This window comes from Atribacterota bacterium, assembly GCA_028717805.1.
Classification (GTDB): domain Bacteria; phylum Atribacterota; class Phoenicimicrobiia; order Phoenicimicrobiales; family Stramentimicrobiaceae; genus Stramentimicrobium.
Genome location: JAQUNC010000038.1, coordinates 1 through 22,156, shown reverse-complemented (window position 1 = coordinate 22,156; position 22,156 = coordinate 1). Strand labels below are relative to the sequence as shown.

The 22,156-nt window shown below is 32.7% G+C and carries 19 protein-coding genes and 1 riboswitch; of the genes, 5 read left to right on the top strand and 14 right to left on the bottom strand.

The features are described from left to right. On the bottom strand, positions 1–1,286 hold a 1,286-nt coding region (gene larA, locus PHD84_08565), incomplete at its 3' end, for a nickel-dependent lactate racemase (GenBank protein MDD5637850.1). 235 nt (positions 1,287–1,521) lie between these two features. On the opposite strand from larA, the gene PHD84_08560 reads away from it, so the two are divergent. After that, on the top strand, positions 1,522–2,007 hold the full coding sequence (locus PHD84_08560; protein MDD5637849.1) for a metallophosphoesterase: 486 nt from the start codon (positions 1,522–1,524) through the stop codon (positions 2,005–2,007). Between the two features lie 475 nt (positions 2,008–2,482). Here PHD84_08560 and PHD84_08555 read toward each other — a convergent pair whose 3' ends face one another. The 4 genes from PHD84_08555 to PHD84_08540 all read right to left on the bottom strand — a co-directional run bounded on the left by PHD84_08555 (position 2,483) and on the right by PHD84_08540 (position 6,684). Further along, complete coding sequence (locus PHD84_08555; GenBank protein MDD5637848.1) at positions 2,483–5,245, bottom strand: UPF0182 family protein; 2,763 nt, start codon at positions 5,243–5,245, stop codon at positions 2,483–2,485. Between the two features lie 164 nt (positions 5,246–5,409). Then, complete coding sequence (locus tag PHD84_08550) at positions 5,410–5,619, bottom strand: hypothetical protein (protein MDD5637847.1); 210 nt, start codon at positions 5,617–5,619, stop codon at positions 5,410–5,412. A gap of 122 nt (positions 5,620–5,741) precedes the next feature. Further along, positions 5,742–6,056 carry a P1 family peptidase gene (locus tag PHD84_08545; GenBank protein MDD5637846.1) on the bottom strand — a complete coding sequence of 105 codons (315 nt, stop codon included), beginning with the start codon at positions 6,054–6,056 and terminating at the stop codon, positions 5,742–5,744. 82 nt (positions 6,057–6,138) lie between these two features. Further along, the gene (locus PHD84_08540; GenBank protein ID MDD5637845.1) at positions 6,139–6,684 is read right to left on the bottom strand and encodes an ECF transporter S component; all 546 of its coding nucleotides are present in this window, start codon (positions 6,682–6,684) and stop codon (positions 6,139–6,141) included. A 123-nt stretch (positions 6,685–6,807) separates the two neighbouring features. Next, a riboswitch (FMN riboswitch) is annotated at positions 6,808–6,974 on the bottom strand. A gap of 209 nt (positions 6,975–7,183) precedes the next feature. Here PHD84_08540 and PHD84_08535 point away from each other — a divergent pair. Both PHD84_08535 and PHD84_08530 read left to right on the top strand, forming a co-directional pair. Further along, positions 7,184–8,794 (top strand): Na/Pi cotransporter family protein, encoded by a 1,611-nt coding sequence (locus tag PHD84_08535; GenBank protein MDD5637844.1) that lies wholly within the window; start codon positions 7,184–7,186, stop codon positions 8,792–8,794. Positions 8,795–8,834: 40 nt separating this feature from the next. Next, positions 8,835–9,503, top strand: coding sequence for a PIG-L family deacetylase (locus tag PHD84_08530; protein MDD5637843.1), 669 nt, complete (start codon positions 8,835–8,837; stop codon positions 9,501–9,503). 22 nt (positions 9,504–9,525) lie between these two features. On the opposite strand, the gene PHD84_08525 is transcribed toward PHD84_08530, so the two are convergent. Beyond that, entirely contained in the window at positions 9,526–10,896 is a 1,371-nt protein-coding gene (locus PHD84_08525; protein MDD5637842.1) for a hypothetical protein, read from the bottom strand. A 92-nt stretch (positions 10,897–10,988) separates the two neighbouring features. Further along, positions 10,989–12,299 carry a CCA tRNA nucleotidyltransferase gene (locus tag PHD84_08520; GenBank protein MDD5637841.1) on the bottom strand — a complete coding sequence of 437 codons (1,311 nt, stop codon included), beginning with the start codon at positions 12,297–12,299 and terminating at the stop codon, positions 10,989–10,991. 161 nt (positions 12,300–12,460) lie between these two features. Here PHD84_08520 and PHD84_08515 point away from each other — a divergent pair, with 161 nt between their 5' ends. Further along, positions 12,461–12,889: a MarR family transcriptional regulator gene (locus PHD84_08515; protein MDD5637840.1), complete on the top strand. Its 429-nt coding sequence runs from the start codon at positions 12,461–12,463 to the stop codon at positions 12,887–12,889. Positions 12,890–12,891: 2 nt separating this feature from the next. Continuing rightward, entirely contained in the window at positions 12,892–13,221 is a 330-nt protein-coding gene (gene trxA, locus PHD84_08510; protein ID MDD5637839.1) for a thioredoxin, read from the top strand. Between the two features lie 179 nt (positions 13,222–13,400). Here the strand turns inward: trxA and PHD84_08505 are convergent, their stop codons facing one another. The 7 genes from PHD84_08505 to rsmG all read right to left on the bottom strand — a co-directional run bounded on the left by PHD84_08505 (position 13,401) and on the right by rsmG (position 20,654). Beyond that, complete coding sequence (locus PHD84_08505) at positions 13,401–15,068, bottom strand: MBL fold metallo-hydrolase (protein ID MDD5637838.1); 1,668 nt, start codon at positions 15,066–15,068, stop codon at positions 13,401–13,403. 514 nt (positions 15,069–15,582) lie between these two features. Next, positions 15,583–16,803: a DUF401 family protein gene (locus tag PHD84_08500; GenBank protein ID MDD5637837.1), complete on the bottom strand. Its 1,221-nt coding sequence runs from the start codon at positions 16,801–16,803 to the stop codon at positions 15,583–15,585. Positions 16,804–16,913: 110 nt separating this feature from the next. Then, positions 16,914–17,399, bottom strand: coding sequence for an Asp23/Gls24 family envelope stress response protein (locus PHD84_08495; GenBank protein ID MDD5637836.1), 486 nt, complete (start codon positions 17,397–17,399; stop codon positions 16,914–16,916). Between the two features lie 36 nt (positions 17,400–17,435). Further along, the gene (gene amaP / locus PHD84_08490) at positions 17,436–17,984 is read right to left on the bottom strand and encodes an alkaline shock response membrane anchor protein AmaP (GenBank protein MDD5637835.1); all 549 of its coding nucleotides are present in this window, start codon (positions 17,982–17,984) and stop codon (positions 17,436–17,438) included. 88 nt (positions 17,985–18,072) lie between these two features. After that, a complete protein-coding gene (locus PHD84_08485; GenBank protein ID MDD5637834.1) occupies positions 18,073–18,915 on the bottom strand; it encodes a ParB/RepB/Spo0J family partition protein in 843 nt (280 codons plus the stop codon). Then, the gene (locus tag PHD84_08480; protein ID MDD5637833.1) at positions 18,908–19,669 is read right to left on the bottom strand and encodes an AAA family ATPase; all 762 of its coding nucleotides are present in this window, start codon (positions 19,667–19,669) and stop codon (positions 18,908–18,910) included. Before PHD84_08480 ends, PHD84_08485 begins: the two co-directional genes overlap by 8 nt. Before the next feature lie 205 nt (positions 19,670–19,874). Then, positions 19,875–20,654 carry a 16S rRNA (guanine(527)-N(7))-methyltransferase RsmG gene (gene rsmG / locus PHD84_08475; GenBank protein ID MDD5637832.1) on the bottom strand — a complete coding sequence of 260 codons (780 nt, stop codon included), beginning with the start codon at positions 20,652–20,654 and terminating at the stop codon, positions 19,875–19,877. Between the last annotated feature and the right edge of the window lie 1,502 nt (positions 20,655–22,156).

The window sequence follows — 22,156 nt, the reverse complement described above, 5'->3', positions numbered from 1 at the left end:
TATATATCATTTTTAGTTTGAGGTAAAACAATACTTCCACTGGGCATTATATAACACTGAAAACCATTTCCATGTTTTTCCTGGATGAGGCTAAGAGCCTGTTTCATATCAGCAGCTGGAATCATAAATAATTTTTTCACCCGGTTTTTGCTAAGAGAAGACAGTAAAATAATGTCCACTTCTTTGGCTACCTTAGCAATAGCATATGCTTTATGTCCACCCAAAATGAAACCTTTTTTCAGTCGCTCTTCAATATCATCTATTTTTTGAGCTTCTTCAATCCACTTTTCAAAAATAGTATTACCTAGGCCTTCTCTGCATTCTGCCACTAAAACAATGGCACCACCTGGTTTAACTGCCTGATAAGCATTATCCAGGGCTTTTTGAGCTTGATAAATATTGATATCCTTGGGATAGCCCCCGGCACTGGTAAAAACAACATCAGCTTTTCCCCGAATGGAACAAATATAGGTATCACTACAAATTTCAACTCCTTGTAACCAGGATTCTGTTAATGTTGTTCCAGCCACAATATCAATAATATTACCATTTTCATCGGTAACGGCATTGATATTAAAATCTACTTTGACTTTTTGAGCTGCTTCCATCATCTCTTCATGGACTGGATTACCTTCGATATTACCTGTAACCGCATTGGGATGAAGCATATAAGCATGATTTCTTTCTATTGTTTCTCTGCCACAGATGCCAGGAAGAATGGATTTCCTTCCACCGGAGAATCCGGCAATATAATGAGGGACAATAACTCCTGTAGTAATAATAAAATCTACTTTTTCTACAATTGAGTTAACTAGTAAGCGATTTCCACTTTTTAATCTTCCCAGATCAATTAATTTTTCATCATCACACAGATGATTGATGAAATGATAGGAGGATACTAAGCTGTCTCCAAATATTCTTATATTTTCTTCCTCTGTATTACCTCGATGAGCTCCAGTAGCAATCAGAAAAGTAATATCTTCTCTCTTTACACCAATCTGACTTAATTTTGTAAGTAATGGAGGCAAAAGAACATGAAAGGGAGTTGGTCTGGTGATATCATTAACTATAATGAGAATTTTTTTTGTCTTTTTTCTTACAATCAAATTCTTCAAAGATAGGCTATTAATCGGTTTATCCAAAAGTTTCTCTAAATATACTAAGGGATCTTTTAATATTTGTGTTTTATTATTTGATAAAATAGCAATAATATTTTTTTCTTCCAACTTTAATTCTATTTTTCTATCCCCGTATTTTAAACCAAATTCTATATTACTGTTTTTCAAGAGATGGTACCTCTTCTAATTTTTTAATAAAAATAAAATTCTTACTAACTGACTTCTATTTTTCTTTTAAATTTACTAACATAGTATTTTAGCATAAAATGAAATCGTGTAGACAATATTAGAAAATTTTTTTAAAATCTATTTGAAAAATAGGAACAGAAAACAGTTTTTCATTTAACTTGTGATTAAAAATAGCCTTTTAAAATTATTAATCATTTAGTAGGAGGTGTCTAAAATGAAAATTGGGATTATAGCTGACACTCATGACAATCTAACTAATCTAAAAAAAGCTGTGGAAATTTTTAATAAAGAAAAGATTGATTTGCTGCTTCATGCCGGTGATTTTGTTTCTCCTTTTACAGCCAGAGAACTAAAAAATATTCTATGTCCCTTTGCCGGTGTGTTTGGCAATAATGATGGGGACCGACTTTTATTACAACAAAAATTTCAACAAATTGGTTCTATCTATCCAGAGCCCTTTAAAATAAATGCCAATAACCGAACCCTTATTATGTTTCACAAAAATGATGTTATTAAGGAATTAGCTAAGAGCCAGCAGTATGATATAATTATCTATGGACATACACACAAGGTAGACTATTATAAAGAGGGAAAAACAACAGTAATTAATCCCGGAGAATGCGGGGGATGGCTTACCGGACAAAGCACTATTGCCATTCTGGATTTGACTGATTTAAGTGCACACATTATAGAACTATAATAAATATTTCCAGAGAATTTTTTTTATCAAAATATACCAGTGGTAAAACATCACTTCATAAATATAGAAATGATAATATTTTAACCGTTGATGATTGCTTTTTAACTATCGGGATTCCAAAAAAATTCTGATACTATGAAGTAATCTTTTTTCAATGAGAAATAATCAATATAGGAAGGGTTTACTTTTTAATATAGAATATATTTATTATATAATTTTTGTTCTAGACTACAATATTATTTATTAGAACAGAGGGTCAGAGGACTAAACTATCATTAGAAAATGCTAAGCTATTTTTGAATCCATTTTTATTCTCTAGAAAACTTTCGCTGACCATTTTGTGTTAAAAGAAGAATCTACTAACCAAGCCTGTGTTTCTCAGAATTATGTAAACAAAAAAACAACTTTACTATTAGAGCAAAGTAATTACAATATACAGTTTACAAAATACCGGATACTAAATACTAATCAATAATTATGGCTCTTCAAGTACATCTTGCAATTCTTTTATTTCATCCTGTTTTACAAAACTCTGTAATGATTCTAAAACCTCTTCTAATTGATTTAAACATTGTCCGTATAGTGCCCAGTTTCCTTCCTGAATAGCGTTTTTTGCTTCCAGGTAATATTGAATAGCGTTTTCAATAAGATTATTTAGGGTAATGCCTTCTTCTAATATAATCTCTCTTTTCTCTTCAATAGGTCTGCCAAACAATTTTCTAAGAGCACTATCTAAGTCTATATCCATGGCAACTTCTGATCCATCAGATACGATAACCCTTCTAAGTTGTGGTATTTCACCTTTTTCCGCTCTCAGATACAATGGTTCTGCGTAGAGAACCGAGTCCTCAATAGGAATAGCCAGTAAATTGCCCCTGATTACTGTTGAACCACTTTGACTCCATAAAGTTATCTGCTGTGAAATTTCAGAATCCTGGTCAATCAAGGCTTCAATCTGCATAGGACCATAAATCAACTTATCTTTCGGGAATTTATAAACCAGCATCTTCCCGTATTCCTCTCCATCATTGCGAACCGCCAGCCAGGCAATCATATTATTCTTATTGGTGGGAGTAAAAGGCGTAATTAGGATAAACTCCTCTTTCTCAAAACCAGGCAATTTAGCAATTACATAATAAGGCTCTAATGTAATTTCTTCTGTAGCATAGACCTCCTTGGGGATATTCCAGTAATCCTCTTTATTATAAAAAACATCAGGATTTTGCATATGGTATGTAGAATACATTTCGGTCTGTACTTTAAAAAGATCAATGGGATAGCGAATATGCTGGCGAAGATCTTCCGGCATATCATTAATTGGTTTAAATAAGCCTGGAAATATATTCTGATAAACACGAATAATAGGATCTTCTGGCTGTACAATATAAAAATCAATACTACCGTCATAAGCATCAACTACCACTTTTACTGAATTACGAATATAATTAAACAACTGACTATAAGGTCGTGAATAGGGAAAATGGTTGGAGAGAGTATAGGCATCCTGAATCCAATATAGCCTACCATTATCTGAAATAACGATATAAGGATCGTGGTCATAAATTAAAAATGGTGCAACTTTCATGGCACGATCCATAGTATTTCTATATAACATTATGCGGCTTTCTGGAGTAAAACTCCTAGTTAGTAATATATTGATATCTCCAAATCTTATGGCAAACAACAATCGACGCCAAAAAGAAGAAATCTTTACTCCACCTGTTCCCTCATAATGAGTATATACATTTTCATTTCCTTTGGGATAATCAAATTCTCTATTTTTGGTATTTACAATGACATACTGATCTGACATTTCACCATAATAGATTTCCGGTCTGGAAATATTTAAATCAACTGATGAAACTGGAGGAATATCCTGAATAGAAAGATGGGGTAAGCCATCCGGCTCTACTTTATTCACCGGGCTTATAACCGCGCCATATCCATGCGTAAAAGTTAGGCGTTCATTAACCCAAGTTTGAGCTTCCTGAGCAAGCTTGCTACTATTCAATTCTCTGGCAGCAATCATAACTTGCTGATAATCGCCATTTAAGTAATAACGGTCTACGTCGATTCCCAAAAATTCGTAATATAATCGTATGGCTTGTATCTGATTGAAAGTCTGTTCTAAAGGACGCCAATCCCATAAACGAATATTACTCACCGTTTCAGGATTTTTAAGCACTTCTTCATAAGTTATCTCTTCTTCAAAGGGGAAATCCTGTTCTATAATACTGTCTAAACCATAAGCTTTTCTGGTAAATTCAATCTCATTTATAAGATAAGGTCTTTCTTTTTCCAATTCATTGGGCGATACTGCTACCCTCTGAATAATTCCCGGCAATACCCCTGCCAGAATTAGATAAACCAGTACCAAAGAAATGATACTGATTATCGGTAAACGCATATCTTCCTTGCGGGAATAAACCATTACTATAATGGCAGCAACAATACAGAGTATCATGGAAACTCTAAATGCCAATAAGTTTATATGGATATCGGTATAGCCTGCTCCATAAACCAATCCCTGGGTAGAATATAAAATCTTTCGAGCATTAATCCAGAAGGCAAAAGCCTGTATAAGTAAGTACATTCCCAATAGTAAAGAAATATGAAATTTTACTGGGGGATCGATGTTTATCTTGTGATACTCAAATCGAATAGCCTTTTTCACAAAATACACTAAAACTACAATCAGCAGAATAAAACCAATGGCAAAACTTAACCAATTTCTAAAATACTCTAAAAAGGGGAGTTGAAATAGGTAAAAGCCAATGTCCTGTCTAAAAATAGGATCGTTGATACCCATAGAAACCTGATTAAGGTAAAGCAAAATCTTCTCCCAGTTAACTGATTCAGAAATACCCATAAATAGAGATATAGCAACTGAAAATCCTAATACAAGTTTTTTACTTAATTGAAGGCCCTGTAAGCTTCTATATAGTTGCATTTCAGGTCTTTCTCCATACTGTTCGGCAGGCTCAACCTGAATAGCAGGAGCATAACGGCGAGCATAATTAAAATTGACATAGCTGAGAAGAAAAAATAAAATAGCAAAGAAAAGGCCTACCCCAAACTGGGCTAACAGTATCTTCCAGAAAACCGAGATATAGCCAACTGATTTCATCCAAATCATAGGAATATAAAATCGGCTAATAAAGGCAATAATCAGGATGATAAACAAAATCAGTCCAGCTATTAGTATCTTCTTTTTGGAATCCTTTAATCTATTTTCCAAAATTTTACTTCCTCCCTCTTCCTAAAATTTTAGTAAATACCAGGAACTTAGATAACCAGTTCCTTTCTATACCAATTATAACATTTAAATTGTTTATTTAAAAATTATGACTTCCATAGGAAAGTAATTGACAAGATATGTGTTAAAATCTATAACTTAAAAAATTAGATTCTCTTTTCCTTTTTTAAATCTTTATAACTGGGTATTCTGAACAGGGAAGATGCTTCCACTATAGCTCGTTGTACTGCAAGAGCCATTACCTGGGCGCCAAGCGCATTTAATTGATTAAAATTGACTTCTGTCTGACCAGTTGCTATGGAAAAGATTACATCTCCATCATAGACAGTATGTAAAGACGAAATACATCTGGACAAGTCATCACGTGCTTACATTGATAAACGCTTTACCTTTGCTTTACACAAATTAGCATTAGTGGCAACTACTCCCAGCGTGGTATTCTGAATAAATTGGCTTCCCCGGGAAGAAGTATTTTTCGTTAACAACCTATTTGTATTAGCAAAGATTTCTTTTCATTATCTAAAGTGCCAGCAATGATTTCGCTGGTTTCTGGATTCAGGATATCTCCAAAGGAGTTAACTACTGCCAGCGCACCTACAATCAAATCAGCTATTTTGATAATTGCAGAACCTATTCCACCTTTCATACAATTAGAAATTCCATAATATTTTCCTACAGTAGCTCCTGTTCCCGCACCAATACTGCCTTCTGTTACCGGTTTATTACTAGCATTAAGACAAGCCTGGTATCCCATTTCGCAATCAGGTCTGACTAAGGGATTACCGATATGCAAATCAAAAATTACAGCTCTAGTGACGATGGGAACCTTAGATTTTTACTATTATAATAATATTTGAATTTCAGGAATAAAAAAGTTATCTTGGTACAATTTCTTCTTGGTTTAAGAAAATTGAAATCTTTTTATATACCAGTAAAGTTAATACACTGCTAATTAAACCTTTTAGTAAGTTAAAGGGAATTATGGCAGGCAACATTAGCTGTAATACCATTTCCCTGTTAACTCCCAGATACAAAGGAGTGATGATAAGATTGGCTGGTAACATTATAATAGTCATGGCTAATACCCCCAAGGTTAAACCGATAATTGCCCCATTTTTATTATGTTGTTTTAAATAAACCCATGAAGATATCAAAACGAAAGCGCTGGTAGACAAAAAATTCATTAGTGCTCCATAAGGTCCACCCTGGCCAGTAATCAGGGCAAAAATTACAGCATAAACCAAAGTCATAAGCATTCCAGCTCTTGGTCCAAATTTAAAAGCAGCAATCAATAAAAAAACATGACCCGGATCATATAACAAAAACGGTGCCTGGGGTAAAATTGGAAAATGTATTAAATATCCGGTAATTACCGCCAGGGCGATAAAGATTGAATAATGACTGATGTGTCTAACACTCATTGTTACTTCCTTTCTATATTTCTAAAAATATTCTAAAATAATCTCTGAGTCTCATCTGAAATATTGAAAGGCTTTTAAAATAAAAAAGCCCTCGAAATCTCTTCGGGGCTATTACCAAACATATGACTCCTTCTCTCATCCAGACTTTAACTGTCGGCTCCGGAATTTCACCGGATCAACCAAAACGGCTCGTGGGCTTTTCAATTCTGATACAATCAGAACTGAATCTACCACCGGTCGGGAATCGACAATCAAAATCATGATTATCTCGCCCTGCCCCGAAGTAGTATTATTTAATTATTATATAACCCTTAGTCAAGATTGTCAGGTAAAAACTGCATTAATTTTTATTTTTTTATATTTTTTTAAATAATAATATTAATATTCTCTTCTCTTATCAGCATACTATTATACTTACATCTTTTTCTTTCATTTACAAATGAGAAGGAAAAAGGTATATTTATAATTACAAAATAATCCATAGGGAGAAAATAATCTTATGTATGTTAATCTGGCTGGCATCTTTGGTGGTTTAGCTATTTTTTTATATGGATTACAAAAAGTTAATTTGAATCTAAGACAGGTATTTGGCTATAAATTACAGACCTGGATTAATAAAATTACTCACCGTAATTATCTTTCTCTTGTATTTGGGATATTCCTTACTTTTATTATGCAAAGTAGTACTGCTGCAACTTCATTATTGGTAGGATTAATAAATACAGGCATTATGAATCTTTCTCAGGGTATTCAGATTTTAATAGGAACCAGCATTGGAACCACTATTACCACTCAGATTATTTCTTTAAATATTGCTCAGTATTCCTTTATTCTAATTTTGTTAGGTTATGGATTAAATATGCTCAGCAAAAAACGACGCTATCAATTTCTGGGAGCAGTTTTACTGGGAATAGGTTTTATTTTTCTGGGTATGAAACTTATTTCTGATTTCGCAGAACCTTTAAAACATAACGCTTTTTTATTAGACATTGTTGCCCATCTACAGGGAATACCTGTGATAGCCTTTGTTCTAGCTATCTTGATCACCAGCCTCTTGCAAAGCAGTACCGCCATGATGGGTTTAACTATTTCTCTTTCTTCACAGGGAATTATCCCCTTAGACCTGGCTATTCCCATTATTATTGGTTCACATGTCGGTTCCTGCACCACTGTACTATTTGTAGGATTAGGAAAAACCAGTCAGGCTACCACCCTTACTTTTGGTAATTTAATTTATAAGATGATAGGTTCTCTCATATTTTTCTTTTTACTCAACCCTCTATCTAATTTTGTTACCTCTCTTACCCCGAATTTGCCCAGACAAATTGCTTTTGCTCACTCCATAATCATTATAGGTAATGCTTTATTAATATATCCTTTTCTATCTAAATTTATTTTTTTCTTACAAAAGTTATTCCCTAAAGCAAAACAAGAGGAAACACTCTATTATCCAAAGTTTTTGGATAATAGTGTTCTTGGTTCCCCTGACTTAGCCTTATATTTAGCCAAAAAAGAATTGGTGCGAATGGCAAACACGGTAGATGAAATGCTGGTAGGAATTATGAAAGTATTTTTTAATCGGGATGAGGTTCTACTATTGAAATTGTGTAAGATGGACAGAATGGTCGATAATTTATCCAATGCTATAATTCACTATCTGACAGAAATGAAATTTGATGTCTTAACCCCGGAACAGTCTAGCGAAACATATGGTTTACTAAATATCACTAACGATTTAGAGCACATTGGTGATTTAATTGATAAAGATATTGTCCCCATTATCGAAAAACAGATTGATAATGAACTAAAGTTATCTGAAGAAGGCCTTTCAGAAATTAATAAACTCTACAAAAGTGTTTATAATAATTTCTATCAAGCTTTAGGAGCTTTTGCTCTTGGTGATAAACGTTTGGCTCAGAAGGCTTTACAGCAAAAGAAATATATCATAGAAAGTGAAGCCAAAATGAGAAGGAGTCATATCGATAGATTACATAAGGGTATAGAATTATCTCGACAAACCAGCTCTGTTTATTTTGATATTATTAATATCTTAAAGCAAATTAGCGAACATGCCTCTTTAATTGCTGAGGCCGCTTTAATGAATATGTAAGAATATATATTTTTTCATATAAAAGAGGAGAATATAGATAATGGCAGTTATTATTGCTTTTGGAGTACAACCATATCAGGTCGAGTCAGGAATGGGAGGGACAATATTAAAACTAACTGAGTCAGCTCATCAGGTTATGATAATCGATTTAACCAACGGTAAATCTCTGAATAACCATCCCTCTGAGTATCTCAAGAAAGAGGCAATTAAGTCTAGTCGTATACTGGGTATTGATGAAAGAATTACTCTGGACTATCAATATTTTGAATTAGAAAATAACCAAGAAATTAGAGCAGAAATCTCTGAAATTTATCACAATATTTCACCGGATATTATATTTCTTCCCTATCCTGCTGAGGAAAATCCCGAAATCAAAATTGTAACCGAAATATGCCATGCCTCTTTAGCAAATCTCCAGCAATATAATCTTGCTTTTTTAAAAATTAAGACCTTCTATTACTTTGCCACTCCGGTAAATTATTACCAAAAACCCTCTTTTATTATGGATATCAGCAAGGAAATTGAGATGAAAGTGGAAGCATTAAAAAGTTATGAATCTCAATTTGGGAAAAACATCCAGAATAGTCAATTGTTTGAAAACATTCTAAATCTTAATCGTTATTATGGTATGTTAATTGGCAAGAAATTCGGTGAATCCTTTATCAGTAAAGAATCTCTGGAAATGAAAAATATTGAATTTGCCCTTTAACGTTACCTTCTAAAAAGAAAAGTTAAAGAATATGATTTAAGAGGATAGAAAAAAATACCATTCCTAAAAGAGCAAAGGGGTACACTGCTCCATAACCTGCCGCTGGTTCATCACTACCTACTGCATCAACTGCAGCACCCAAACCAGGAGTAGAAGTCATACCTCCACAAATTGCCCCTGATAACATTATCCAATTAATTTTAAATAGATACCTGCCTACTAAAAATCCCATTATCATAGCAATAGAACCAATAAATAAAGAAGCAATTACCAGAAATAATCCTGGTCCTGATAATGAATTAATCACTCTATAACCATACCTCAGTCCAATAACAGCAAAGAAATAGGCCAGTGAAATTGTTCTAATAACACCTAATACTCTATTATTCATCCTAAAACAAAATAGTCCAATATTACCAATATGTCCTAATATTAATGCGGCAATCAAAACTCCCCCTGTAGAACCCAGGCTAATCTCACCGAATGAATAGAAAGTGATTTTAATAATGCCAAGAACATAACCTATTAGACACACCAAAGAAAAGGCACTCAGGTCAAAATAGACTTCTTTTGCTTTGTTATTATCTTTTTCTTTATAGCTTGGTGCAGTTTTATTTCCACCCAATTCTTCAATAAGTAATAATTTTTCTTTATCTGTATTAATTTTAAAAATAACCGGGAAAAAATTCATGGCAAAAATCACAATAATTACTCCGAAAGGGTAACCTACCGCATAGCCGGTGCCAATTGCCACTTCTGAATTTTTTATAAAAATATTTTTTTGTTCTTCAGATAATGATAGTAGAGAATCGGTATCAAATTTTTCGCCATAGTTTATAATATTCAAAATTTTCTTTTTTTCAGAGTCTTTTAGCTGTGAAAATCTGTCAGCCAGCTCGGTAGAATGTAAACGAGCTGTTTCTAAAGCAGCTCCCAGTCCAGGAGAACTGGTTAACGCACCGGTATACACACCAGTATATAAATAGGGATTTTCTACCGGGTTAAGTAAGCTAAAGCAGTAAGTTGTGGCGGCTCCTAAAAAGGTGATCAAAAATCCCATTAAAATAAACTTTATACCGTATTTTTTTATTACCCTGCCTACATCCCGGGCAGCCAGTAATCCAACTGAAGCAATAAATAATATTAAGAATAAATCAAAAAAACCCTTGTCAATAATTTCTCTGCTCAATATATTCTGAGCTGTACTATAAATCTCGCTGTTTGGTTCAATAGTATGAATATATTTAATGATCAACCAACCTACCACTATACCCACAAACATTGAACCCGAGGTACTAAAACTAAATCGTCCCAATCTTATATTGCCAAACAATATTCCTAACAGAACGCAAAGGCTTATTAGAACAATTGGATTGATTATCAATACTAACATGGTGGGATACCTTTTCCTTTTCACCTTTCTTTATATCGAATTTTTCTAAAACTTACTTCTTTTTGATTTGCCATTAAGATAAAATGTTTCTTTTATTCAGTAGAATCCCCCATTATCTCTCGAACAATACTTAGCAAGCAATCTCTGTTATTGTTTTCTGGAGAAAGCAGTATTTCATTTAACAGTAACCTTAGTATCTCTCCTATTCTTTCTCCTTCAGGAATTCCCAATCTCATTAAATCTTCTCCTTTGATTGCTAAATCTTTTAGTGAAACTGGCGGATTTTTTTGTAATTCCTCTTTAATTAGTCTTTCTTCTTCTTTCAATAAACTATTAATTTTATCAGTATTTTGTTCTGATAACAGCAATGTTTTCTTTAAATGAAACAGGCTCTTGATATTTTCTTTTCCCAGCTTTGCTATTAGCAAGCGAATGTTCATACCAGAGTTGAAATCCATTGCTTTCCATTCCCTGCTAAGAAGGATTTGTAGCTTTTTTATTATTCTCCTATTAAACCTTAGACTATGTATAAGGGGCAAGAAAAATATTTGCGCCTGGCGACAGGAACCAAAATAGAGTCTTCCCCAAAGAGCAAGTTGGGCAGACAAATCTTCTCTAAGTTCATTAAATCCCGAGAAGGATGGCTGTTTCATTCCTTTACTAAACAATAATTCCTTTTTTACCTTATCTATACTAAAAATGTATTGCTCCAAACCATATTGCCTTACCATCATTATCCCTCTTTGTGCATCAGGAGCATTTAAAATTGAACATATTTCTTCTCTTATTCGCTCAGGGCTAACTCGATGAGTTAAAAAAGCATGTTCCATAATACTCATTTCGATTTCTATATCTATAGTAAATCTTAACTCACAAGCGATACGGATTGCTCTTAACATTCTTAGGGGATCTTCCTGGAAACGGGCATCGGGCTCTAAACTCCTGATAACTCTTCGTTGCAGGTCTCTTAATCCATCAGCAGGATCTAAAACTCCCATATCAGGATTCCAAGCCAGGGCATTAATGGTAAAATCCCGACAGAGTAAATCACTAATCAAGAGAGAATATTTATCTTGATGATAAACCAGAGGCTTTTGCTTTTCCTCTTGGCGAATTGTAGAAATATGATAAATTTGAGAATTAATGACAAGTGTTACGGTTTGAAAACTTCTTCCTATGAACAACGTTTTATAGTCATAAAATACCTTCTGAACCTGTTCTGGTTTGGCATAGGTAACAATATCCCAATCCTTCCCAGTTTTATGGTATAGAAGGTCTCTAACGCATCCTCCTACCAGAAATGATAAAAAACCTGCCTCTTCTAATCTCTTTAGTATGAAGAGAACATCATCTGGTATTTTCCCCTTATCAATCTCTGGAAAGTCAAGAAAAAATATAACCATTATTCTCTAAAACCACTCTTTTTTTATTTTTCAATTCTATTCCTAATTCTATTGGTATCTGTGTAATTATACAAATTTTTTATTCAATTAATACTTGACAAATTTTATAGTTATGCTATAGTTGTTAATATAAAATATTGTTAAAAGCAATTGTTGTTATTATGAAAGAAATATATGAGATAATATTAAAATTAAGATATTTTTGCCATTGTCATGAAAGCAGAATTAGTACCTCCTGTCAGATTAGTCTAGGTGAACTGAAGGGCATAAAAGTAATGGAGGAGGAACAAACTCTAACCTGCTCTGATATTGCTAAAAAAATTAATCTTTCTCCTTCTCGTGGCAGTAGAATTATTGATAATTTAGTCAAGAAAGGTCTTCTATTACGAAAGATAAAAGGGAATGATCGCAGAACTACCCTTCTTTATTTAACCAAAAAAGGCATGAAAGTAAAGAAAAACATAGATCGAGAAGAAAAGAAATTCGAACATTTGTTGACTTCAGAACTGGGTAGTGAAGATATTGAAATAATTAAAAAAGGATTAAAATTATTAGAAAAAATATTGTTAGATAATACACAAAGGAGATAATTATGTCAGAAAAAACATTAATTGAAGTAAATGAAAGTAATTTTCAGGAAGAAGTGCTCGACTCTACTCTTCCTGTACTGGTAGATATGTGGGCACCCTGGTGTATGCCCTGTAGAATGGTTGCACCCGCTGTGGAAAAGATTGCCCAAGATAATTCTAATAAATTGAAAGTCTGCAAATTGAATGTTGACGATAGCCAGGGTATTGCAGCCCGTTACAATATACAGGGAATTCCCGCTCTTTTAATATTTAAAGATGGAAAAGAGTATGATCGTATTGTGGGAGCAGTTCCTCCCCAAGCTATTCAAGCAAAACTGGATAAGGTTCTCTAATTTTCTTAAAAACATTAAACAAGGGTATATATTTACAGAATTATTTTCTAATAAATATATACCCCTTCTTTTTATCTTACAATCCTATTCACACAATAACTTGTAAGATTCAAAAATTACAGTAAACTATTAAGCAATATATCAGGACACATTTTATCAATTACTAACACTACAACTTATTACTTTTTATCCGAATTATTTTTACTTTTATTAGTCATCAATACACTTAATTCTAATCCTTCTTTCCTCAATTCCATTATTTTATTTCTCAATTCAGATACCTCTGTTACGGAAATTTCTTCTTTGGTCTTCTCGTCTAACTGCTCCAAAACCAGATTCATTAACTCTGTTAGTTGTTCAGATTCTTCTTCTAATAGTTGCTGTTCTTTTCTAATTTCTTCTTTTGCTTCTTTAACTGAAACAGTTTCTCCGGTTCCTTTAATTAAGAAATCATCTCCTATTTGGGGGATGATGGTATCCATTTTTAATTCGCGCTGGATTAAATCTGAGATAGTATCCAATGAATCCTGTTCACCGTGAATCAGAAAAACTTTTTTTGGCCTTTTTTTGAAGTTTCTTAACCATTGTATTATTTCTTCCTGGTCAGCATGTCCTGAAAATCCTTCTAGAACATGTATCTCGGCATTCACGCTAATTTCTTCTCCAAATATTCTTACCTTTTTTGTTCCATCTTGAATTCTACGACCCAGGGTACCTTCTGCCTGATAACCAACAAAAACAATGCTTGATTCTTTTCTCCATAAGTTATGCTTCAGGTGATGTTTAATTCGACCAGCAGTACACATCCCACTAGCAGAAATTATTAGCTTGCTTTCTGGAGATGCATTCAATTCTTTAGATTCCTGGGTAGTTCTAGTAAAATGAAGATTATGAAAATCTAACGGATTATGTCCCTTTTTTATTAAAGCGAGAGTTTCTGCATCAAAACAGTCTGGATTTCGTATAAATATTTCTGTAGCAGAAATAGTAAGAGGACTATCAATATATACCGGTATATCTAGAAAACTATCATCTTTAACTGCAATAATTTGATCGTAATATTTGTTTAACTCATAAATAATGTCCTGAGCACGCTGTATGGCAAAAGATGGTATGACTACATTGCCACCCCTTTTACTGGTTTCTATCATTATGGGTATCAACTTAGCAGCTTCATTATCCAGAGAGGGATGTATTCTATTACCATAAGTGGAATCGAGTATAAGATAATCTGCTTCTTCAATAATTGCTGGATCTCTAATAATTGGCTTATTTTTTCTTCCCAAATCTCCACTGAAAACTATTTTAAGATTATTTCCTTCTTCATTAATCCAGAGTTCCACAATAGAGGAACCAAGAATATGACCAGCATCCTGAAAACGAAAGGTAAAAGTGTCATCTATGGTAATCTTTTGATTGTATAAGACCGGAGAAAAATACTTCAAACTATCGGTTGCTTCTTCCGCTGTATAAAGAGGCTTACGTAATGGTTGGTCAGCGCGGCTTCTCTTGCGATTGTCCCATTCTGTTTCCATCTCCTGGATATAACCACTATCCGGAAGCATAATAGAACATAAATCATGAGTTGCTTTAGTACAATATATTTTCCCCTTAAAGCCAGCTTTTATTAAGCTGGGAATACGCCCGCTATGATCAATATGAGCATGGGATAATATTAGAAAATCGATGTCCTCTGGTTGATAAGGAAATGGTTGGAAGTTCAACCTATTAAGCTGTCGACTTCCTTGAAACATTCCGCAATCCACTAAGATTTTTCTTTCTCCTATTTCCAGCATAAAATTAGAACCTGTTACTACCCGGGCTGCGCCCAGAAAATTTATTTTCACAATAACTCTAACCATCCTTTCCTTATTTTCCTTATTTTTAGAAATATTATTTTATCTTTTTTATCACACCAACTAAAATATGATGATTGGGCTATCTTATACTGTAATAAGGAATCACCATCCGCTATTAGTTTGTAGGCTCTAGGTCTTGATCAATATAAATATCAGAGCATTAAGTAGATCATATGAAATAATAAGTAACCATAATTAACTTTATGTTTTCCAAAAACTTCCTTCGGAAAGAAGTAATCCAGTCAATATGATATTTATGTTTATTCTACCAGAGAATAAACATAAATAGTAGGAATATGTTCTCCTCTCATCTTATCAGATGGAAATTTCTGATTAGAGTAAACAATAAAAAATGTTTATTTTATACTATTCTAAGTATCCTGGTATCCTGACTTTATTAACCTGCTTCGTCAGTAGAAAATGATTTGAATCTAAATTAGGCTATATTATATTAAAATATTAAGTATATTTTATAATTATCAGAAATTTAGAATATTAGGAACTATCTATTAAGTAATAAAATATATGCAGTGCTGATAACAATAAAAATGAACAAATTTAAAGACAATTTTTTATAAAATTTGGATACATCAACCTTTAAATATTCCACAGTCAAAGCTAGGCATAAATGCATGGGAGAAATCATCATGCCCGAAAAGCCTCCCAGGTAAGCAAACATGGCCATAGATAAATTCAAAGAACCATCATTTATCATTAATGGTAATATAATAGGAAAGCTTACTCCAATATAACCAGCAGTAATTCCTGTTAAAAATCCTAACAAAAAAGGAATAAAAAACAAAATAATCCATATATTGACTCCTATTGCGGATAGGAATTGAGAAATTGGTTCAAGGGAATTGGTGCTATTTAATATTTGTTTGAATAGCATAATCCCAACAATCATCAGAACAACTTTGACAGAAATATCATGAATAATAATTTTTCGGAAAGTTCTCGCTGATATTCTCTTTACTATCAGCAGCAAAATAATGTTTATGCCTAATGATATAAGCAAATTAGCCTTACAGAATAATACTAAAAATATAATAAGCAATATAGGCCAAACACTATTTAAAAATACTAAAAGATGCTGCTTATAGTTATTATGGATTATCTTATTTTTATTTCTTTTTCCTAAATTAAGATACATCCAAAAAAATCCAACAAACAAGGCAAAGATGCTTAAGGGAATTTGGACTGTCATTATTTCTCGAAAACTTACTCCTATAACTGAGACATAGAGAACTACTCCGGGAATCAGCGGCCAGAAGAATTCCCAGACATGGCGAAACCAATAATTGGACAACATAATATCTTCAGAACTCATTTGATTTTCTTCTCCAATCTCTTTCAATAAAGGAGCTGAAAACATAGCACCGGCAGGCATGGGAATTAAACCTAAAAAGGAGGCAATTAAAAAAAGAACTAGCCGATAATCATTAACTATATACTGTAAAGGATTAACAATTCCTTCCATATTTTTTGTTCTTTTTAAAATTCCACTTAAAAAATAAACTAATACCACAATCCCAATTAGTTGTAATGTAGTCGGATCAATAATAGCGAGATAAATATTATATAACAAACCTTTAAAGCCAATATGAAACAGAAAGCCTAGAGAAACTGAAGCTAGAAACATAGTTAAACCAAGGTCCCACCTCAATCTCAACATAATAATGATAAGAATAATAACTGAAATTAATTTAATGCTTTCACTCAAAAAAATCTCCGCCTTTAAGTAATTTAAAATTAAAAATATTTCCCCAAAAATATTGGAATTCTAGAGAAATATTTTTAATTTTTCAGTTTATGCTAAACTTTTATCTCTTATTATTTATTTTTAAGAGCATCGGTTTGTTCTTTTGCTTCGCCCTGGGATTCTTTTTTAATATCTTCCTTCCCCTTTTCTTTTTCTACATCTTCTTTAAATTTAACATCAAGAACGTTTATATCAACCTTAGATACTTTTAAACCAGCCATGGTCTCAACAGCCTTTTTTACATTTTTCTGAGTTTCTCTGGCAGTCTGGTAAATTCCAACTGTATAGTCGGCTACTAGCGAGATGGTGATGGCAACTTCTTTCTGATTCTGATTCATTGAAACATCGATTCCCTTAGTTAAATTATTTTTATCCAGTAATGGTGCGGACATCCCTTTTCTGCCTGCTGTTAAGCCTACTACGCCTTTTACTTTAGTTGCTTCCATTGCCACTATAATAGCTACAACATCTTTGGAAACTGATATATTTCCTAGCTCTAAATCTTGCTTATCTACTTCCGATTTATGTTCATTCTTTTCATTTTCAGTAATAGCCATGGATTTATAACCTCCTTATTTTGGATTTCTTTAATGTTACTCGTAATCAATCTTCTCTACATTAATTTTTACCTCTTTTATTTCAACTCCACTTATTTTGGGGAGCTCTTCCTTTAACTTTCGCTGAATGAGGTTTGCAGTATCCGGTATATGGCAATCTTTGGCAATAACCAGCTGTAATATGGTTTTAATATCTCCACCTTTTTGAACTTTTATTTCCGGTTTTATATTTCTTACTCCTTCTATATCATTAAGGATACTTAAGATTATCTGTTCGAGGGAAAATGTTGAAATTTTTATTTCCCCAGAATCAGTAATAATTTTAACATATGGTAGCTGTTGAATCATTTTTTGCTTTAACCATATTAGATAAAGAACAAAAACAAATATCGCTAATCCAATTAAAGCAAGAACAATTTGATGGATGAGGCTGGAGTAAATTAAATGCAGGTTCTCATTTACCACACTAATTAGATATTCTGCTTTGATAATACCAAAGGATACTAAAAAACATTTTAAAGATAATATCAATAATAGAATAATAAGTAAAACAAAGATTATATTATTAAAAACTTTTTCTTTCATATTAAACCAAAACCTCTCTAACTCAAATAGTTTATTATTACCTTTAGCTACTATAAATAGTTGCCAAAGAAGGCATATAATCAAAAGATTAATCTAACATAATACCAGAAATTCTATTTAAATCTTCATTACTATAAAATTCGATAGTAATCTTACCTCTTTTTCCGCCAAATTTAACATTTACTTTGGTACCTAATTTTGCTATCAGTTTTTTCTCCAATTCAGGAAAGTATTGCATTTTCTTTTTATCAGAGGCAATAATTTTATCCTTCTTTTTTATCCAACGCTCTATCAGCTTTTCTAAGTCTCTTACTGATAATTCCTGTTCGATTATTTTCTGACCAAATTCCTGTTGTACCTGTTTGTCTTCCAAACTTAATAAGACCTTAGCATGTCCAAAACTAATTTTCCCCGAGGCCAATCTTTCCCTGACCCATTCATTTAAATTAAGCAAACGCAAAGTATTACTCACAAAAGCTCTACTCTTTCCAGTTATGGCTGCTAATTCTTGATGAGTAAGGTGAAATTCTTCCACCAATCTTTTAAAGGCAAACGCTTGTTCTATTGGATTAAGATCCTCTCTTTGTATGTTTTCCACTAAAGCAACTTCAAAAGTCTTAAGATTATTGAATTGCCTGATAATAACCGGAATTTTTTCCAAGCCCAATTCTCTGGCAGCCTTCAATCTTCTTTCCCCAGCCACTATTTCATATCCTTGGGTTGATTCCCGTACAATAATTGGCTGTATAATCCCATGTGCTTTTATCGATTCCTTTAACTCATCCATTTTCTCCTGATCAAAATCCTGTCTTGGTTGATAAAGATTGGGGGTTAGTTGGTCAATATCCACTTCCATAACATAAGTCCTATCTTTGATATTGGAAATTGGTATTATCGATTCTATTCCTTTTCCCAAACCCTTCTTAACCATGAGCAATTACCTCCTGTGCTAACTTTTGATAAGCTTGTGAACCTCTAGACTTTGCCTCATAGATAACAATCGGTTGACCATAACTAGGAGCTTCACTTAAACGTACATTGCGAGGGATAATTACCTGAAAAATACTGCCATGAAAATGTTTATCAATCTCCTCTACTACCTCTTTAGATAAATTATTCCTTGCATCATACATGGTTAATAAAATTCCCTCGATGGATAAATTGGGATTTAAATTTTCCTTCACCAGAGTTATAGTGTTCAATAATTGACCAATTCCTTCTAAAGCATAATATTCACATTGTACCGGAATAATAACCGAATTGGCAGCATTAAGAGAATTTAAGGTAAGCAAGCCAAGGGAGGGCGGGGTATCAATAATAATATAATCATATTTCTCTTTAATTGGACGAATAAGTTGTTTTAAGCGATTTTCCCGAGAAATATAATTCACCAATTCAATCTCTGCACCAGCTAATTGAAGTGTAGAAGGTAAAACATCAAGATTTTCAATCTGGCTGGGAACTAGAACCTCCTGAACCGGAACTTGATTAATCAAGCTATCATATATATTTTTCTCAATTTTAGAGCGTTCTATGCCTATTCCACTACTGGCGTTACCCTGGGGATCAATATCAATTAATAATACTTTCTTTCCTTCTAAAGCTAAAAAGGCACTTAAATTAATGGCAGTGGTGGTCTTTCCCACTCCACCTTTCTGATTACTAATAGCAATTATTTTACTCATTATGGATAAGTCCCCTTATTTAAAAAATCAATGTTCCACGTGGAACATATTGGCAAAACTTAGAATCTACTCTCTTTTAAAATCCCATTTTATCTGTCAGCAATAAACCAATTTTTTATTCATGCTCCAAAACTATCCCATTATAAGCCGTTAATCTCTTCAAAAAGTTATTTTATGTCTGAAGTAATCTAATATTATCAAAAAATCATTTAAAATACAAAGGCCTTTTCTGAGGAATACCATTTTTTCGTGGAAATCTTTCTGGAGTTGGTTTTATTTTGCGAATAACTAAAATATAACGAAGATGATTTGAATGAGGAATTCTGACTACATTAATACTCTCCATGATTCCTCCCAATCTTTCTATCACTTCTTTATTGTCAGATAACTCCTCATGATAGGAACTACCTTTAAAGGCAATCATGACACCATTTATCTGGCATAAAGGAAGACAGTACTCACATAGGACACCAAGGGTAGCAACAGCCCTTGATAATACTATATGGTATTTTTCTCTAAATTCTGCTGCCTTGCCTATCTTTTCAGCTCTATCCTGTACCACCTTGGTATCAGTTAGTTCTAACTTATCAATTACTTCCCTTAAAAATAGTATTCTATTTTTTCTTGCTTCTAATAGACACATACTGGCATCTGATAAAACCATCTTTACAGGAACTCCAGGAAATCCTGCACCACTACCAACATCAATGATTTTTAACCTTTTTCCCTGCTGAAATGTTTTCCCTAGATTATTTATAATACCAATACAAGAAAGTGAATCCAAAAAATGCTTATTAATAATATCAAAAGTGTCCTGAATTGAGGTAATATTAACCTTTTTTTGATAAGTCTGTATCATTTTTATATAAATGATAAATTTATTGATGTTCTCCTCTGGTAGGCTTATCCCTAAAGCAAGTACTCCCATATTAATATATTGACCTATACCTTCTTCAGTATTAACCAATATTTTTTCTTCTTCCACAGTTTTTCCACAACTCCTGTTTGTATTCATTTCTATCACGAAATACCAAAATTGAAGACGCTAATATTTAACTGCTCCCACTGAAAGAAAAACAATTATAAGCTTTTTATAATAAATATCTTACAATGCTTTCTGCTAATACTACATTTATTGTTTTTTTATTTTATTCTCTTCAATCAAGCGAATACTTCACTTAGCTATTTTTCCACAGCTTTTTCACAAATAAAAATTTAATGAATTTTATGAACGTCCATACCTATATTTTGCGGAGTTTTCTGCCGAATTAATTATTTTTTGATCTTATGTTTTTAATGTGCTATTACACTATCTATTCGACAAGACAACCACTTTTAGATAATTTTAAAAAGAATGATATCTTTGCCAATACTATTGAACAATTTTAGGAAATAGAGATTTAGGACTACATTTTTTCAAAATTGTATATCCAGCAAAAATTTGTTTCTTAAGTACTTTCAACCTATCAACCTAATATAGTTATATTATCCTATCATCAAGAAATTAGCTCCGCAACGGGATTTCTTTAGGTAAATATGTGAGATTCTTATACTTACTTATAGCTATTTTCCCCTTAATAATACTATTATCAACTAAAATATAATAAAATGGTTTTCATATAATTCAAATCATTGATGAATACTAATTTAAATTAAAGATAATCCAACTAAATAGTAAGTCAATAAATTTGATTTGGCAAGAGACATTTTCTATTTTCAAATCACCATGAGCAGAATCACCCGGTAAATATACTTTCAAATCAAACAGTATTAGAAAAGTAAACTCATAGATAATTAAGCCACCCAGCAATGTTAGCTATAATTTTTTACGTTTAGTGCTATCCATTATTTTCCATAAATAAGGTGAGGCTTGCCTGTTATCTCAGCAAAATCCCTCATTACTTTTGAGATGCTATAGATAGTGCAACTTAACTACTCAGAAATACTAAAGGATTTTTCTTAAAGCCAGTTAACTCACTATATTTATAAAATTCTTTGCCTGTATGTTAGAAACAGAATAGGCTTATCTTGTCCTCTATTTGCAGAGCAGGCTTGAAGTGAAGAACCAGGATGCCTACTTGGAAGAAAGGTTTCGGATTTGATAAAACATCCAAATATGGTGGTTTAATTGCTACTGAACCTACTATCTATATTGGATAAGCAAGGAAATAATATAATAATCCTTTTTTGTATAGCACGATAATTGATGGAAAAAGATGTTTTAGTAGGTATTTTAAATTTTTGTTCCACGTGGAACATTCTTTAATATTTAAAAACACAGGGCTTATTAAAATTAAAGTATTTTGCTAAATTGGCAGCCTTAATTGTTTGGATGCTACTTTAGAAATCACTTAACATTAATTTTTGGTAATGCATAACCAAAGTTGCACTAAATTTGTTCTTTGACAATGGAAATCTGTTGATTCAGAAACCTCCTTAATAGGATAACAAGGTTCTCATTACGGTGGTTAAATCTCCACTCTACTT